The 16,612-nt window shown below is 60.6% G+C and carries 14 protein-coding genes, 1 tRNA gene and 1 riboswitch; of the genes, 9 read left to right on the forward strand and 6 right to left on the reverse strand.

Annotation, left to right across the window (positions count from 1 at the left end; genetic code table 11):
* Positions 1-113 precede the first annotated feature (113 nt).
* Positions 114-2,240, forward strand: coding sequence for a bifunctional diguanylate cyclase/phosphodiesterase (locus tag B5E41_RS26005; RefSeq protein ID WP_088396651.1), 2,127 nt, complete (start codon positions 114-116; stop codon positions 2,238-2,240).
* Between the two features lie 48 nt (positions 2,241-2,288).
* Here B5E41_RS26005 and B5E41_RS26010 read toward each other — a convergent pair whose 3' ends face one another.
* Both B5E41_RS26010 and B5E41_RS26015 read right to left on the reverse strand, forming a co-directional pair.
* Positions 2,289-3,533, reverse strand: coding sequence for a cytochrome P450 (locus B5E41_RS26010; RefSeq protein ID WP_088396652.1), 1,245 nt, complete (start codon positions 3,531-3,533; stop codon positions 2,289-2,291).
* Positions 3,534-3,687: 154 nt separating this feature from the next.
* A complete protein-coding gene (locus B5E41_RS26015; protein ID WP_088396653.1) occupies positions 3,688-4,941 on the reverse strand; it encodes a GGDEF domain-containing protein in 1,254 nt (417 codons plus the stop codon).
* A 387-nt stretch (positions 4,942-5,328) separates the two neighbouring features.
* Here B5E41_RS26015 and clpP point away from each other — a divergent pair, with 387 nt between their 5' ends.
* From clpP to B5E41_RS26040, 5 genes are all read left to right on the forward strand, one after another.
* On the forward strand, positions 5,329-5,958 hold the full coding sequence (gene clpP, locus B5E41_RS26020) for an ATP-dependent Clp endopeptidase proteolytic subunit ClpP (protein WP_038688182.1): 630 nt from the start codon (positions 5,329-5,331) through the stop codon (positions 5,956-5,958).
* Between the two features lie 302 nt (positions 5,959-6,260).
* Positions 6,261-7,538, forward strand: coding sequence for an ATP-dependent Clp protease ATP-binding subunit ClpX (gene clpX / locus B5E41_RS26025; RefSeq protein WP_004680013.1), 1,278 nt, complete (start codon positions 6,261-6,263; stop codon positions 7,536-7,538).
* 404 nt (positions 7,539-7,942) lie between these two features.
* Positions 7,943-10,360 carry an endopeptidase La gene (lon, locus tag B5E41_RS26030; RefSeq protein ID WP_088396654.1) on the forward strand — a complete coding sequence of 806 codons (2,418 nt, stop codon included), beginning with the start codon at positions 7,943-7,945 and terminating at the stop codon, positions 10,358-10,360.
* A gap of 206 nt (positions 10,361-10,566) precedes the next feature.
* Positions 10,567-10,842: a DNA-binding protein HupB gene (hupB, locus tag B5E41_RS26035; RefSeq protein ID WP_003558438.1), complete on the forward strand. Its 276-nt coding sequence runs from the start codon at positions 10,567-10,569 to the stop codon at positions 10,840-10,842.
* 117 nt (positions 10,843-10,959) lie between these two features.
* Positions 10,960-11,111, forward strand: a riboswitch (FMN riboswitch).
* Between the two features lie 82 nt (positions 11,112-11,193).
* Positions 11,194-12,096 (forward strand): DMT family transporter, encoded by a 903-nt coding sequence (locus tag B5E41_RS26040; RefSeq protein ID WP_425350146.1) that lies wholly within the window; start codon positions 11,194-11,196, stop codon positions 12,094-12,096.
* A 237-nt stretch (positions 12,097-12,333) separates the two neighbouring features.
* Here the strand turns inward: B5E41_RS26040 and B5E41_RS26045 are convergent, their stop codons facing one another.
* Complete coding sequence (locus tag B5E41_RS26045; RefSeq protein WP_088396656.1) at positions 12,334-13,320, reverse strand: aldo/keto reductase; 987 nt, start codon at positions 13,318-13,320, stop codon at positions 12,334-12,336.
* A 142-nt stretch (positions 13,321-13,462) separates the two neighbouring features.
* Here B5E41_RS26045 and B5E41_RS26050 point away from each other — a divergent pair, with 142 nt between their 5' ends.
* Complete coding sequence (locus B5E41_RS26050; RefSeq protein ID WP_088396657.1) at positions 13,463-13,864, forward strand: (R)-mandelonitrile lyase; 402 nt, start codon at positions 13,463-13,465, stop codon at positions 13,862-13,864.
* A gap of 5 nt (positions 13,865-13,869) precedes the next feature.
* Here the strand turns inward: B5E41_RS26050 and B5E41_RS26055 are convergent, their stop codons facing one another.
* Positions 13,870-14,475, reverse strand: coding sequence for a class I SAM-dependent methyltransferase (locus tag B5E41_RS26055; protein ID WP_088396658.1), 606 nt, complete (start codon positions 14,473-14,475; stop codon positions 13,870-13,872).
* A 163-nt stretch (positions 14,476-14,638) separates the two neighbouring features.
* On the opposite strand from B5E41_RS26055, the gene B5E41_RS26060 reads away from it, so the two are divergent.
* Positions 14,639-15,001: a hypothetical protein gene (locus B5E41_RS26060; RefSeq protein WP_088396659.1), complete on the forward strand. Its 363-nt coding sequence runs from the start codon at positions 14,639-14,641 to the stop codon at positions 14,999-15,001.
* Positions 15,002-15,129: 128 nt separating this feature from the next.
* Positions 15,130-15,678 carry a glutathione peroxidase gene (locus B5E41_RS26065; RefSeq protein ID WP_088396660.1) on the forward strand — a complete coding sequence of 183 codons (549 nt, stop codon included), beginning with the start codon at positions 15,130-15,132 and terminating at the stop codon, positions 15,676-15,678.
* A gap of 23 nt (positions 15,679-15,701) precedes the next feature.
* Here B5E41_RS26065 and B5E41_RS32700 read toward each other — a convergent pair whose 3' ends face one another.
* Both B5E41_RS32700 and B5E41_RS26075 read right to left on the reverse strand, forming a co-directional pair.
* The gene (locus B5E41_RS32700) at positions 15,702-15,914 is read right to left on the reverse strand and encodes a hypothetical protein (protein WP_088396661.1); all 213 of its coding nucleotides are present in this window, start codon (positions 15,912-15,914) and stop codon (positions 15,702-15,704) included.
* A gap of 284 nt (positions 15,915-16,198) precedes the next feature.
* Positions 16,199-16,274, reverse strand: a tRNA-Val gene (locus B5E41_RS26075).
* Positions 16,275-16,612: the final 338 nt, after the last annotated feature.

Here is a 16,612-nt window from a genome sequence, read left to right on the forward strand (position 1 = left end):
TTAATGAGACCTACATCGTCAGATGTTAGACCTTATCTGCAGCGCATTGCGGACATGATGTCTCCTGCCGTCACCACAGACATGGCCTTGCAATTCATCTTTTCGGGATTGGCATGTCGTCGAATCTTGCGGGTAGGCACGTTCGGACCCAAACGTCTTCCATCATTGCAACAACCGTTTTCTTCCTTATCGTGGCGCTCGTCCTGACCGGCCTGATGGCGCATGTTGTCGCTACGATGACCCGGTCCGCAAACGACATCGATGATGCCAGGGCCCGTCGCGGCGCCCAGGCGGCGATCGCCGCCTTTATGTCTCGCCTGGGCGCGACGACGACGGACAACGCCGTTTGGGACGATGCCTACAGGGCGGCATCGTCTCCCACTGCGGCGGATTGGGCCTATGAGAATTGGGGGAAAACCAGCGAGGATTATGCGCTGTATGACGGCGCGATCGTGATCGCTCCGGACCGAACTTCGATCGTTTCCGCCTATGCCAAAGGCAAGCCCTTTGAGCCCGGCGTATTCTTCGGCGATGGCTTTTATCGGCAGGTTAAAGCTGCCGCCGATCCGGCGCGCGCGCCTCTGGTGAACTTCATCAAGACCGAAAACGGTATCGCACTGCTCGCATCGCAGGCTATCCAACCGTTCGACGACGTCGCCGAGATTCCGCAGTTCAGTACACTGAGCTTCTACAAGGAATTTACCCAGGAGGTTCTGGATACCCTCTCGAACGAACATGAACTCGAAGGCCTGCGACTTGAGGCAAGGCCCAAGCCGGATTTCCTGAACGCACCGATCACCGACATGAAGGGAGCCGTGATCGGCTACCTTGTCTGGCCCAGCAAGGCGCCTGGGAGCCTCGTGTTTCGTCAGGTGACCCCTTATGTCGCAGCCGCTATTGTCATTCTCGCGCTTTTTCTGATCGGTGTCCTGATGGTCGGCGCGTCAGAGGCGCGGCGCCTGCGTCAACTGGCGCAGGCCGCGCTTTACGAAGCCGGCCACGATAGTCTAAGCGGTCTGTTTAACAGACAGGGGCTTCTCAGCTTGCTCGAACAGCTGGATGATGCAGCCGCTTCGCCGCCCCGGCTCTATCTGGTCGACCTTGATGGCTTTAAGGCCGTCAACGATGCCTGGGGGCATGCTGTCGGGGACGATCTGATCCGGCTGGTTTCGAACGCGCTGACGGCCTGCCATCCCGAATTCGTCGCGGCGGCCCGGCTGGGGGGTGACGAATTTGCGCTTGTGCAGGTAGGCTCTGCCACATGCGACGATATGGAAAGGGCTATTCTGGCGCTGTTTGCCGAGCCCTTCAAAATCGGCGGACGGACAATCGAAGTCGGCGCCAGCATCGGAGCTGCCGCGCGCGACGGCGACATCGAGCCATTGGAGCTGCTGCGCAGAGCGGACATGGCGCTTTATCGCGCCAAGGCAAATGGCAGAGGCCAGGCGATCGAATACGACCCCGAACTGGACCGAGAGCGCCAGCGGGTCGCCGAGCTGGAGGCTCTGTTGAAGAGCGCTATCGGCGCCGGCGCCATCGAAGCTGTCTTCCAACCTCTCGTCTCCGCCTCGACCGGCACGGTGACCGGTCTTGAAGCCCTGGCGCGTTGGCGAACGGCAGCAGGCAACGTCAGCCCGGAGGTCTTCATCCCCCTTGCCGAAAGATGCGGTCTCATCGATGCGCTCGGCGCTCACATGCTCAGAACATCGATCGCGCATGCCAAGACCTGGCCCGATCTGGCATTGTCGGTGAATGTCTCGCCGGTCCAGCTATGCAATCCGGAATTTGCTGCCGAAGTGATCTCGGTCCTGCAGGAGCTCGATTTCGACCCGAAGCGCCTCACATTGGAGATCACTGAAGGCGTCTTGATGACAAATCCGGATCAGGCCCGCCGCTCGATAGACCAGCTCAAGCGCGTCGGCATCAAGTTCGCGCTCGACGACTTCGGCTGCGGCTACGCCAGCATCGGCGCATTGCGGCAATTCGGCTTCGATCGCATGAAGATCGACCGTTCGCTGGTCTCGGCCCTCGACGAAGGCGCAAAGGGCGCCGACGTTCTTCGGGCGACCATCTCTCTCGCGACCGCTCTGCAGATCCCCGTCACCGCCGAAGGCATCGAGAATTCGCGCCAGGCGGCGATCCTGCGGGACGCCGGATGTGATCAGCTTCAAGGCTATCTGATGGGAAAACCCATGTCGGCCCGCGACATCACCGGCAAGCTGCAGGAAGAGGCCGCCTAGACTAGAGGGTGTGTCGCAAAAAGTGTTTAGCGGGGTAAAGCCTCGGGATCACCATTGCAAATCCAGCCGCTCCAGCCCGTGGAAATGGTAGACGTCCTTGACCACGGGCGTCTTCGCCAGCCTCAGGCCGGCGAGCCGCTCGAACAGGATCGGAAGCACGACGTTGAGCTCCAGCCGCGCCAGCGGTGCGCCGATGCAGAAATGGATGCCGGCGCCGAAGGAGAGGTTTGGCGCCTCGTTGCGGTCGGGCCGGAAGGCAAGGGGATCGGTGAATTTCGCCGGGTCGAGATTAGCGGCAGCGAGAATGAGGCTTACCTTGTCGCCGCGCTTGAAGGAGACGCCGTCGATCTCTGCGGGCTCGAGCGCCCAGCGCTGGAAGATGTGGACGGGCGCGCAGATGCGCAGGGTTTCCTCGACGGTGCGCTCCGTAGCCGCTTCGTCCCTGAAGAGTTCTGCCGGATCGCAGCCGCTGTCGAGGATGGTGTGCACGGAGTTGCCGATCTGGTGCACGGTTGCCTCGTGTCCGGCATTGAGCAGCACGATCGTCGTTGAAATGAGCTCCTCCTCGGTGAGGTACTGACCCTTGTGCTCAGTGTGGATCATGTGGGTCAGCAGGTCATCGCGCGGCTCGGCCCGCCGTTCCGCGATTACCCCCCTGACATAGTCGGAAAATTCTCTGGCCGCCCGTTCGGCCTCTTCTTCTTGCCGGCGCGTGCGGCCGAACATGTACATGCGCACATAGGCATGTGACCAGGCGAGCAGTTGCGGCCCCATCTGCTCGGGGATGCCGATCATGCGGGCGATCATCGTTACCGGGATGATGTCAGCAAAGGCCGAGAGCAGCTCGACCTCGCCCTTCTCCGCGAAGCCGTCGATCAGCCGGTTGGCAAGCTCGACAAGCTCCGGCTTCATCTTCTCGACATGGCGGGAGACGAAGGCGCGGTTGACGAGCGTGCGCAGCCGCGTGTGCTCCGGCGGTTCGAGCTCGAGCAGAGAATAACGTTCCGAGCGATCGAAACTTTCAAGATGCGCCATCGGTTCGGCAAGTCCGAGCTCCTCGCGGCTGGCGATATGCAGGATCTGCCGGCCGAAGCGGCGGTCGCGCAGCAGTCCGTTCACATGGTCGTAGGCGGTGAAGAACCACTGCTTCTGCTCCGTCCAATAGAAGGTCGGGCAATGGGCGTGAAGTGCGGCATAGACGGCGTTCGGATTGCCGTAGAAATCAGGATTGCGGGCGTCCAGCGAGACATGGCGGCTGGCGCGGTCGATCGAGAGAAGGGGCGGTATGGTCATGCCCGAGGCTTAGCGGATTTGCCGGCCTTCGAAAAGATGTGAGGGCAGGAGATGTCCCGGAACGCACGTCCAAGCGGCCGGCGTCCGATCGGGCTTCATCGCGTTAGAATTTGCCCGTAACTCCTGGGATCGATTCCGATTTTCGAAGCTTATGCTAGCCGGCGCGCGACAGCGTACGCATGCGCCGCAAGGCTTCGATCTGGTCATCCACTGTCGGCACGAGCTCGCCGGCGGTGGTGCTCGGCGTGGCCGGCGCCGGGGCCGCCGCTTCCTCTTCGCCGAAGGTGACCGTGCAATTGCGGCCGGCGGCCTTGGCCGCATAGAGTGCCCGGTCGGCGGCCGAGATCAGCTTGTCGATATTGGCTTCAATCGAGGAGGCGAGTGCAATGCCGATGCTGACCGTGACCGGAACGATCGCTTCGCCGGTGCTGACAGGAAGGCGGCAGAATTCGGTGCGGATCGCTTCGGCGATCGCCTCGGCTTCCGTCTGGTCGGCAACGGCCGCGATGGCGGCGAATTCTTCGCCGCCCATGCGGCCGAAGATGTTGTTTGGAACATATTGCCGGGCCATGCGCGCGAAAGCGGTGAGCACGGCGTCGCCGGACTGATGGCCGAAGCGATCGTTGACGCGCTTGAAATGGTCGAGGTCGAAAAGGATCACCGCGACCTGCCGCTGCTCGCCATGGGCTCTCTCCTGGATCGACTCGAAATAGCCGAGCAGACCACGGCGGTTGAGCACGCCGGTCAGGGAATCGGTCAGCGTCATTGCGCGCAGATGCCGTTCGGAGCGCTCCATCACCAGTCGGCAGGTGAGCGCGAAGGCGATGGTGAGCAGGAAGGCGCTTGCCATTGCCGAGACGCCGCCGAGATTGGTTGCCTCGATATCGCTTGGCAGCGTCACCGCCATCGTCAGCGCCGAGGCGAAACACAGGCCGCCCTGGATGACGAACACGCCCATCAGCTTGATGCGGGTGCGCTCGCGACGCATGTCGCCGGCGGCGACCGCCATGGCCAATGCCGTGGCACCCGTCGCCGAAGCGAGATTATAGAGCACGACTCGGTTGGAATAATCGGTGTTGACCCAGGGCAGAAAGATCCCGGCCAGCCAGATTGCCGGCGGCAGCAGAGCCCACCATTCGATCTTCTTGCGGTCGAGTGCGAGAAAACCCGCTACCCAGGCGCTCTGGCCGAGCAGCGCGATGGCATTGCCCACCTCGATGGAGAGCAGGCTGGGAATTTCGCTGCGCAGAGCGATCATCGCAAAGCCGATGGCGGTCAGAAAGAAGCCGAGGCCCCAATAGAGATAGGCTTCATTCCTGACATTGTGGCGCCATGCGACGAAAAGCACCAAAGCGAGCGTCATGGCCTCCGAACACCAGATGGCGAGACCTGTAGCGATATTGAACACGGCAGCAACCCCTTGCCCGTCGACCTTGTCTGTTGGCCCGCATCCTTGCGGAGGAAGGTCGCCAGTTCCTTAATGTCGTTGCACTGCGGCATGATTTTCGGCCGGTATCTGGCGATAGGCTTTCCGTCGGGTAAACGTGTGTGAGCAGAGCCGAATGGAGTAAGCTTTCCTTCATCCTGTCACGGAGAAAAGCCGGGGGAGATGGTGTCGAGGGCTCGCGGTCAGCAGGCGTTTGCGAGAAAGAGGCTGCGAACGGCCGCCCGACCCGCCTTCTTAACGTTATCCTCATGCGTGTCTTGAAGAGGAGGGCAGGGACACTCTATGTAGGGATAAGACATTTTCTTTGATTCCCGGCGTCGGCCGGCATGACGTTGACAAAGGACGCACATGAGAAACCCAGTTGATACCGCAATGGCCCTCGTGCCGATGGTCGTGGAACAGACCAACCGCGGTGAACGCTCCTACGACATCTATTCCCGCCTGTTGAAGGAACGCATCATCTTCCTGACCGGCGCCGTCGAGGATCACATGGCGACGCTCGTCTGCGCCCAGCTTCTCTTCCTCGAGGCAGAAAACCCGAAAAAAGAAATCGCTCTCTACATCAATTCGCCCGGTGGCGTGGTCACTGCCGGCATGGCGATCTACGACACGATGCAGTTCATCAAACCAGCGGTGTCGACGCTCTGCATCGGCCAGGCCGCGTCCATGGGCTCGCTGCTGCTGGCGGCCGGCCATAAGGACATGCGCTTCGCCACGCCGAATTCCCGCATCATGGTGCACCAGCCCTCGGGCGGCTTTCAGGGCCAGGCCTCAGACATCGAGCGCCACGCCCGCGACATCCTCAAGATGAAGCGCCGGCTGAACGAGGTCTACGTCAAGCACACCGGCCGCAGCTACGAGGAAGTTGAAAAGACGCTCGATCGTGACCATTTTATGGATGCGGACGAGGCCCAGGGCTGGGGTGTGATCGACAAGGTTCTGACGTCACGCCTCGAGATGGAAGGCGAGCAGGCCTAGTAATTAATTGGGATGGTGTTTTCCTCGCCACAGTTCTATCTCATTTGTGATCGAACAAGGCTTTCAACTGGCGACGAAGACGCTAATAGTAACTATTAATGCTATGTTGAATTTTTATGACATAGCATTCGGCGTTCGAAGGGGAATTCGTTGCCGCCGGAACCTGGACATGGTTGATTGGGACCGGTTCGTAGCCCCTGAAGCCCTTCTCGGCAAAGGCTCCGGAAACGGAGTGCCGCCAGGAGCTGATAGAGTGGACCGCGATTTCGCCTTGAAATGCGGCGTGCTGGAAGGAAAGTGATATGAGCAAGGTCAGCGGCAGCAACGGCGGCGACTCCAAGAACACCCTCTATTGTTCGTTCTGCGGAAAGAGCCAGCACGAAGTCCGGAAACTGATTGCCGGGCCGACCGTCTTCATCTGCGATGAATGCGTCGAATTGTGCATGGACATCATCCGCGAGGAAAACAAGTCCTCGATGGTCAAGTCCCGCGACGGCGTTCCGACGCCCCAGGACATCATCAAGGTCCTCGACGAATATGTCATCGGTCAGCGCCAGGCGAAGAAGATCCTGTCGGTCGCCGTTCACAACCATTACAAGCGCCTGGCGCACGCCTCCAAGAACGGCGAAGTCGAGTTGGCGAAGTCGAACATCATGCTCGTCGGCCCCACAGGCTGCGGCAAAACCTATCTTGCTCAGACGCTCGCCCGCATCATCGACGTTCCCTTCACCATGGCCGATGCGACGACGCTGACGGAAGCCGGTTATGTCGGTGAGGACGTCGAAAACATCATCCTCAAGCTCCTGCAGGCAGCTGACTACAATGTCGAGCGCGCCCAGCGCGGCATCGTCTACATCGACGAAGTCGACAAGATTTCGCGCAAGTCCGACAATCCGTCGATCACCCGCGACGTCTCGGGCGAGGGCGTACAGCAGGCGCTTCTGAAGATCATGGAAGGCACGGTTGCTTCCGTCCCGCCGCAGGGGGGCCGCAAGCACCCGCAGCAGGAATTCCTGCAGGTCGACACGACGAACATCCTGTTCATCTGCGGCGGCGCCTTCGCCGGTCTCGACAAGATCATCTCCGCCCGCGGCGAGAAGACCTCGATCGGTTTTGGCGCGACCGTCAAGGCCCAGGACGACCGCCGTGTCGGCGAAGTCCTGCGCGAACTGGAGCCGGAAGATCTGGTCAAGTTCGGCCTCATCCCCGAATTCATCGGCCGTCTGCCGGTTTTGGCGACGCTCGAGGACCTCGATGAGGACGCGCTGATCCAGATCCTGTCCGAACCGAAGAACGCGCTGATCAAGCAGTATCAGCGGCTGTTCGAGATGGAGGATGTGGAACTGACCTTCCACGAGGATGCGCTGCGCGAAATCGCCCGCAAGGCGATCGTCCGCAAGACCGGCGCCCGCGGCCTTCGTTCGATCATGGAAAAGATCCTGCTCGACACGATGTTCGAGCTGCCGACGCTGGAAGGCGTGCGCGAGGTCGTCATCTCGGAGGAAGTGGTGCGCGGCTCGGCTCGTCCGCTTTACATCTATGCCGATCGTCAGGAAGAAAAAGCCAACGCTTCCGCGTAATCTTGTGGCTTTCGCACCATTATTTTGAGGGGCTTGCCATAGGCGAGCCCCTTTCTATTTGAAAAACCATGTGAGGCGCTGTTAGTATTTTGGCGGTGGGAACTGGAGCTTGCCCTTGCCGATGTTGCGCAAGGGGCGGTGCTTGGCAATGATGCAGTGATTCCGTGAGTGTATTGCTGGTGTTGTATTTAGCCGGGTCGGAAGTGGTAAGCGCCGGTCCAGCCACGCGTTTCATAGTGCTGGTGTTCCGTTGTAACAAAGCTGTCATATCCGGGGAACGCGGGCGTTAGGCGTGGCTTGAAAAGCGTAGTCAGAACCTCCACTTGTAGGCCAAGTGAGAGTGCCGGCCGATCCCAAGCGGCCGTGCAGAGAGCCCGGTAACGGGACGATGGAAAGGACATAAAATGACGAAGAAAACGTCTGTAGCGAGCAGCACTGCCTACCCTGTTCTGCCTTTGCGTGACATCGTGGTTTTCCCGCACATGATCGTGCCGCTGTTTGTCGGACGGGAAAAGTCAATCCGTGCGCTTGAAGAGGTCATGGGCTCGGACAAGCAGATCATGCTGGTGACGCAGATCAACGCCAGCGACGATGATCCGGACCCTTCGGCGATCCATAATGTCGGCACCGTGGCAAATGTGCTGCAGCTGCTGAAGCTGCCTGATGGCACCGTCAAGGTTCTGGTCGAAGGCCGCGCCCGTGCCGAGATCGACACCTATACCAGCCGCGAGGATTTCTATGAGGCGCTCGGCCATGTGCTCGAAGAGCCGCATGACGATCCTGTCGAACTGGAAGCCTTGTCGCGCTCGGTCGTTTCCGAATTCGAAAGTTATGTGAAGCTCAACAAGAAGATTTCGCCCGAAGTGGTCGGTGCCGCCAGCCAGATCGACGACTACTCCAAGCTCGCCGATACGGTCGCCTCGCATCTGTCGATCAAGATCACCGAGAAGCAGGAGATGCTGGAGACCACCAGTGTCAAGGCTCGCCTCGAAAAGGCTCTTGGCTTCATGGAAGGCGAGATTTCGGTCCTGCAGGTCGAAAAGCGCATCCGCTCGCGCGTCAAGCGCCAGATGGAGAAGACCCAGCGCGAATACTACCTCAATGAGCAGATGAAGGCGATCCAGAAGGAGCTCGGCGACGGCGAGGAAGGCCGCGACGAGATGAGCGAACTGGAAGAGCGGATCTCCAAGACCAAGTTGTCCAAGGAAGCCCGTGAAAAGGCCGAGGCGGAGCTGAAGAAGCTGCGCCAGATGAGCCCGATGTCGGCAGAAGCCACCGTCGTGCGCAATTATCTGGACTGGCTGCTCGGCATCCCGTGGGGCAAGAAGTCGAAGATTAAGGCCGACCTCAACAATGCCGAGAAGATCCTCGAAGCCGATCACTTCGGTCTCGACAAGGTCAAGGAGCGTATCGTCGAATATCTCGCCGTGCAGGCCCGCGCCACCAAGATCAAGGGCCCGATCCTCTGCCTCGTCGGCCCTCCGGGCGTCGGCAAGACCTCGCTCGCCCAGTCGATCGCCAAGGCGACCGGCCGCGAGTATGTCCGCATGGCGCTCGGCGGCGTTCGCGACGAAGCCGAAATCCGCGGTCATCGCCGCACCTATATCGGCTCGATGCCCGGCAAGGTCATCCAGTCGATGAAGAAGGCGAAGAAGTCCAACCCGCTCTTCCTGCTCGACGAAATCGACAAGATGGGCATGGATTTCCGCGGCGACCCGTCCTCCGCCCTGCTCGAAGTGCTCGACCCGGCGCAGAACTCGACCTTCATGGACCACTATCTGGAAGTCGAATACGACCTGTCGGACGTGATGTTCATCACGACGGCGAATACGCTGAACATCCCTGCACCGCTGATGGACCGCATGGAGATCATCCGTATCGCCGGTTACACCGAGGACGAGAAGCGCGAGATCGCCAAGCGGCACCTGCTGCCGAAGGCTATCAAGGAACATGCGTTGCAGCCGGAAGAATTCTCGGTCAGCGACGACGCCCTGATGGCGATCAGCCAGCAGTATACCCGCGAAGCCGGTGTCCGCAGCTTCGAACGCGAACTGATGAAGCTCGCCCGCAAGGCGGTCACGGAGATCATCAAGGGCAAGACGAAGTCCGTTCACGTGACGGCCGCCAACATCGCCGATTACCTAGGCGTCCCGCGCTTCCGCCACGGCGAAGCCGAGGGCGAGGATCAGGTCGGCGTCGTCACCGGTCTTGCCTGGACGGAAGTCGGCGGCGAGCTGCTGACCATCGAAGGCGTGATGATGCCGGGCAAGGGCCGCATGACGGTCACCGGCAATCTGAAGGACGTCATGAAGGAATCGATCTCGGCAGCGGCCTCCTATGTCCGCTCGCGCGCCGTCGATTTCGGCATCGAACCGCCGATGTTCGAAAAGAACGACATTCACGTGCACGTGCCGGAAGGTGCGACGCCGAAGGATGGTCCGTCGGCCGGTGTCGCCATGGCAACCGCCATCGTCTCGATCATGACCGGCATCCCGGTCAACAAGCATGTGGCCATGACCGGTGAAATCACCCTTCGCGGCCGTGTGCTGCCGATTGGCGGTCTCAAGGAAAAGCTGCTCGCAGCGCTTCGCGGTGGCATCAAGAAGGTGCTGATTCCGGAGGAGAACGCCAAGGATCTGGCGGAGATTCCGGACAATGTGAAGAACAGCATGGAGATCATCCCGGTCTCCCGGATGGGCGAGGTGATCAAGCACGCGCTGATCCGGCGGCCGGAGCCGATCGAGTGGGATGGCACGGTGGAAACGCCTGTCATCACGTCGGTCGAAGGCCTTGATGATACGGGCGCAACCATAGCGCATTGAGTGGCGTTTGCCACATTTATGCCCTATTGGCGCAAAAGACGCGAAAAGGCTGGCGGAAACGCCAGCCTTTTTTGTGAAAACGTCATGGAGACGCTTGCTTTTCCTTGATTTGCAGGGCTTTTGGGTTCCCGGCGGGCCTGATGAAACCTATTCTGCGCCTAGCTTAGATTTGAGTCGTTTCATACCATTTAGAAAGGGGTGGAAACATGAACAAGAATGAACTCGTGTCCGCAGTCGCCGAAAAGGCAGGACTGACGAAGTCTGACGCGGCTTCCGCTGTTGACGCGGTTTTCGACGTTGTCCAGGCCGAACTCAAGAACAAGGGCGACATCCGCCTCGCTGGTTTCGGCAGCTTCACCGTTTCTCATCGCGCTGCAACGAAGGGCCGTAACCCGTCGACCGGCGCTGAAGTCGATATCCCGGCTCGCAACGTGCCGAAGTTCACGCCCGGCAAGGGCCTGAAGGACGCCGTCAACGGCTGATTTGATCGTCCGCCGGCCGTAAACGAGAACGGCTGAGCAGGATTTCGAGGGGTTCGGCACTGCCGGACCCCTTTTTGTTTTGCCCTTGCTGCATGCTGCGCTTTGTTTTACGAACGATGCTGTTCTCAGGGCGGGGTGAAAGTCCCCACCGGCGGTAAGGGCTGCGGCCCGAGCCCGCGAGCGCCTTCTCAAGCTTCGGCCGGAGAGGGGTCAGCAGATCCGGTGCGATTCCGGAGCCGACGGTATAGTCCGGATGAAAGAGAATGAGCATGGCCGCGAGCGGGCAGGGGACTGCCGGCGTCTGCGCGCCGTCGCCTCATGCGTCCTGATTTATGTTGGTCCCTGTTTTGGATGGAAGACATGAATCAGAATTCCCTTGCAGTCTCGCAATCTCGCGCCATTGCCGGCGCCGTTTTCATGGTGCTTGGAGGCGTCGCCTTCTCGCTGCTCAACGTCGTCACCCAATGGCTGACCATGAAGCTTGCCTTTCCGCCAGCCTCCGCAGCCTTCTGGCAATATGCCTTCGCCTTCCTCTTCTCCTTGCCCTTCCTGCGCAAATCCGGCCTTGCTGCTATGCGGACGGACTATCCCTGGCGCCACGTCGTGCGCGTCGTCTTTGCCGCGCTGGGTGTCGAGGCCTGGGTTTCCGGTCTTGTGCCGATCTGGCAGGCGATCGCGCTGGTCATGACCTCACCCTTCTTCATCATTCTCGGTGCCCGCCTGTTCCTCGGTGAGTGCGTCGGCCCGGCCCGCTGGGCAGCGACCGGTGTCGGCTTTGCCGGCGCGATGATCATCCTCCAGCCATGGTCGGACAGCTTCACCTGGGCAGCGCTCCTGCCGGTGCTCTCGGCGCTGCTCTGGGGTTCCTCATCGCTTATCACGAAGAGCCTGACCGGTATCGAGAGGCCGGAGACCATCACCGTCTGGCTGTTGGTGCTGCTGACGCCGATCAACGGCGGTCTGGCGTTTGCCGCGGGTTTCGCGGTGCCGACAGGCACGACACTCGCGCTCTTCCTTCTGGCTGGCCTCCTTACGGTCGTGGCCCAATATCTGCTGACCCTAGCCTATGCCAGCGCCGACGCAGCCTATGTCCAGCCCTTCGATGACCTGAAGCTGCCGCTGAACGTTCTCGCCGGCTGGCTGTTCTTCGGCTATGCGCCCGCCGGCTATCTGTGGTTCGGCGCTGCACTCATTCTTTCCGCGTCGCTCTTCATCATGAGGAATGAGATGCGTCGGGAAAAACAGGCGGTCTGACGCCGACTCTCTGAAAGCCTGCCGGTCGTCATGTCTCCGTCATGCGTAAAAACGGGGAGAGGAACGCGCCCTGCGAGAGGCAAGCGGGGGACGGGGAGATTGCGGCTTGGTCCCTATCGCCCCGCGAGCGGGGGTCCGAGGACGGGTCGAGACGAGTGGCTCGACCCCGGTCGGTGGCGGTAGCCGGATGAGGGGCTGTTCTCGTCTCGCCGTAGTCCTTACGAAGAACCTCCAGCGCTACCAGCGCTGATGCACATGCGGCGCGATCAGCCGCTCGTAGATCTCGCGCGTTGCCGCCATGACATCCGCTGAAAGCGGCGCAAGGTCGGCTGCAGCCGCGTTGGCTCTCGCCTGTTCGGCATTGCGGGCGCCGGGGATGACAACGGTGACCGCATCGCTCATCAGAATCCAGCGCAGCGCAAAGGCGGCCATGGTGGCGCCGGCCGGCACTAGCTTGCGCACTTCCTCGACCGCCTGCAGCCCGACCTCGAAGGGTACACCCGCAAAGGTCTCGCCGACATCGAAAGCTTCGCCGTGGCGGTTGAAATTGCGGTGGTCGTCGCTGGCAAACTGCGTCTCGCGGCTGATCTTGCCGGAGAGAAGGCCGCTTGCGAGCGGCACGCGGGCGATGATCGCCACGTTCCTGCGGCGCGCCTCGGCGAAGAACAGATGGTCGGGGCGTTGGCGGAAGATGTTGTAGATGATCTGGATGCTGACGACGCCGGGATATTCGATCGCCTTCAGCCCGTCCTCGATCTTTTCGACGCTGACGCCATAGCCCTTGATCTTGCCGGCTTTCTGCAGCGTATCCAGGCTCTCGAAGATCTCAGGCTGGTAAAGCACCTCGCGCGGCGGGCAGTGCAGCTGCACGAGGTCGAGACTGTCGACCGCAAGATTCTCCATGCTGCGGTCGATGAAGCCTTCTAGATTGGCCTTGCTATAACCTTCCGCGACATGCGGGTTGAGGCGGCGGCCGGCCTTGGTCGCGACCATCGGGCGCTCGCCGCCGCGCGTCTTCAAGACATCGGCAATGATCTTTTCCGAGCGTCCGTCGCCGTAGACATCCGCCGTGTCGATGAACGTCATACCGGCATCGAGCGCGGCATTCAGCGCCGCGCGCCCATCCGCCTCGCTGATGTCGCCCCAGGAGCCGCCGATCTGCCAGGCGCCGAAGCCGACATTGGTGACGGTGAAGGGCATGCGGCCAAAAGCATGGTGTTTCATGAACATCTCCCCGGTTATGAAAGACACTGGCCTATCAGGCGGACAACTGGGCGGCAATTGCCGATCCGGTCTTGATCGGTCGCCTCGATCAAATATCGTCCGCAGACAAGGCTTCAACCGCAATGGATGGAAAGGAACGATCATGGAGATCAAACCCGCCGGCTCTCGCCCTTCGACGAAACCGCCGGCCGACTACTTTACCGGCGCCGTTCGCCAGGATCCGCTGATCGAGCCGCCGGCGCCGGCCCGGGTGAGGGCAACCTCCGTCACCTTCGAACCGGGTGCCCGCACGGCCTGGCACACGCATCCGCTCGGCCAGACGCTGATCGTCATCTCAGGCAAGGGCCTCGCCCAGAGCTGGGGCGGGGATATCCGCGAGATCCGCGCCGGCGACACCGTCTGGTTTGCGCCGGGCGAAAAACACTGGCACGGCGCCGGCCCGGACACGGCAATGACGCACATCGCCATCCACGAGGCATTGGACGGCAGCCATGTCGACTGGATGGAAAAGGTCAGCGACGATCAATATCCCGGCAAAGCGTGAGCTGATCAGAGGCGCTTCAGGCAATAGGAAAAATGCGCGTGTGATTCGACCGTCAAGAATTCGAATTGCCAGCCATAATCCTTGCAGAATTTGGTAACCGCCTCGACGACACCGTAGACGATCGGTTTGACCGTGTTGCCGGTGCAGAAATCATGGCCGGCAATGCGTCCTGTCCGTTTGACCTTCTTCTCGCAGAGCAGGAGCTCCTGCCAGGTGAGCTCGAAGGAATGGTCGGTGTCGATATAGGCCCAGTCGAGGAAGTCGTCCGCGAATTCGGCGAGTTTGTCGAGCGATGTGCCTTGCATCAGGTGCAGCCGGCCGGCCTCGATCTCGGCCGCGAAATTCGTGTGAATCGCGTCGAGCCCGGAGCTGTAGCGATCCATCGACCAGGGATCGATGAGATAAAGCTGCGCCGGGCGATTTTTTTCCAGGATCTCCGCCGTATATTCGCCGAAGGCTGCTCCCACCTCGACGCCGATGCCGCCGTTCGGAATCCGGTAGAGCAGTTCGCCGCGATCCGGCAGCAGCCTGGCGTTTTCCATATGATGGGCGCTGAGCGGAGTGCGCGGCATGCTCGCCCGCAACGTCTGCCTTTCTTCACGTGTCTTCATCTCTGATCTCGGGATTGGGGCGGCTGACGGCCCTGATGCGGTTCGAGGCGAAGGTAGGAGCAGCCGACGCGGATGACAACGGCATGACAAGAATTTGCTTCTTCCGGACAAAAGGTTAAGTTTCGCCTGTAAATGACGAAAGAGCCCTGGGAGGAGCGACTTCATGAGACGGATGTGGCCCGAAGAGTTCAATGCCATCATTGCCGATGCCGAAGAAGTGATGCTGGAATCGTCCGCCGAGCCTGGCGCCGGCGAGCCGCTGCATCGGAAAGCGCTGAAGGCGCGAATCGCCATGGAAGATTACGAGCGAATCTGGCCGCTCGCCGAGATGCGTTTCCGGTTGGGCGAGGGACCGTTAGCAGGCAAGGCCATCACGCTCATCACCACTAATCCCCATTACCACCCCTGGCATCCAAAGGATGGCGGCAGCGTCGAATCCGTCTCCGACAGCGGCCGTCACTATAGGACCGATTACCTCGTGGTCCATTTCCTGCTCGACGACGTAAGGGAAACCTCACCCGCCTGAGGGGCTTCCCCGGTGTCGCCAAACGGCGACGCCGGGGATGCTGACGCCGAGTTGATCCTTCACCTTGATGACAATGGCGGCGCTATCGCTAAGCTCCCCCGAACGATCCTTGCCAATTGGAGGTTCCCATGACGGGCAATGTGCTGGATATTCCGGTCAAGACGGTGGATGGTCGACAGACCACGCTGAACGAATACAAGGGCAGGGTGCTTCTGATCGTCAATGTCGCCTCGAAATGCGGGCTCACGCCGCAATATGAGGGGCTTGAAAGACTCTATGGCGAAAAGCGCGAGCGCGGCTTCGTTATCGCCGCTTTCCCCGCCAACGACTTCAAGGGCCAGGAACCCGGCACCGACGCCGAGATCCTCGATTTCTGCACCACCACCTACGACGTCACCTTCCCGATTTTTTCTAAGATTTCGGTCAAGGGCGAGGCCCAGCACCCGCTCTACCGGCAGCTGACCAAATCGGGCGTGAAGACGACGGGCGAGGGTCCGATGCGCGAACGCCTGAAATCCCACGGCATATCAGTCGGCGACGAGGACGACATCCTCTGGAATTTCGAAAAATTCCTGATCGGCCGCGACGGCCAAATCGCCGCCCGCTTCGCGCCCGATGTGACGGCAGACGATTCGCGGCTGGTTTCGGCGGTGGATCAAGAGCTGGCGAAGGGATGATTGCTAGGAGCCGAGCAGGATCTTCAGATCCCGAGCACGGTCACAAGCGGGGGCGTAAAGTCCTTGAAACCCAGTCTCGGCTGGTCGCACCTTCTGTCAAACTTCGTCTTCGGCACGTGGCGCTGGCAGTCCGGATTCGTTTTGAACGCGTATCCGGGCAGGCTGACATATGAGGCGCTTGGCGCGCCAAGGGCGATCGCGATGCACAGCGTCAATGCGGAGCATAGAGTTTTCATGGCACCCCCCGGCGCCGTAAGCCTTCAACTGCGGAGACTTCCGGGCGACGAATAGTCTCACTTTTGCCCGCCCCCATCCATTCGCCCAATAGGAGGTGGCGTGCCGGCCGGGGATAGTCCGTTTTGGTGGAGCACTGGCTTTCAAGGAGCGGCGCACCTAAAGCTGCGGGGCGCCTCGGCTGGATAGACTGTGCAACTGGAATTGCAAATATGCTGACGAATCAATGCGGGCGTCTGTCTGCGAAGCCTCGGCATTATCCAGCTGTTTGGCACTTTGGAAAAAATGGTGGGCGATGAGAGACTCGAACTCCCGACATCCTCGGTGTAAACGAGGCGCTCTACCAACTGAGCTAATCGCCCATCGCTGGCGAAGCCGGATCGGCCTGCTGCGTTGGTGGCCGTGATCTATGCGGATCGCGGCAAAACCGCAAGAGTGTTTGTGAAGAATTTTTGATTTTTTTGGCGGTTCGTCTGCTGCTCTGCGCTGCCGATTGCGCGCAGTCGGCCTGTGGACAAAGGGGAGGGAAGGCGCCGGACTTATCCATTTTGCCCGCACTGTCGGCTCCGATTGTGCCTCGCTACGGCTGCGGAGGTTGGAATTGCCGGCTTTCCGTTCTTCCTGCAGCGGCTTTGCCGAAACAATTCAACGACTGTCATGGTTTTGTCTCCAAACCTGCTTGACACTAAAAGGCGAACCC

This window comes from Rhizobium esperanzae, assembly GCF_002204185.1.
Lineage (GTDB): Bacteria > Pseudomonadota > Alphaproteobacteria > Rhizobiales > Rhizobiaceae > Rhizobium > Rhizobium esperanzae.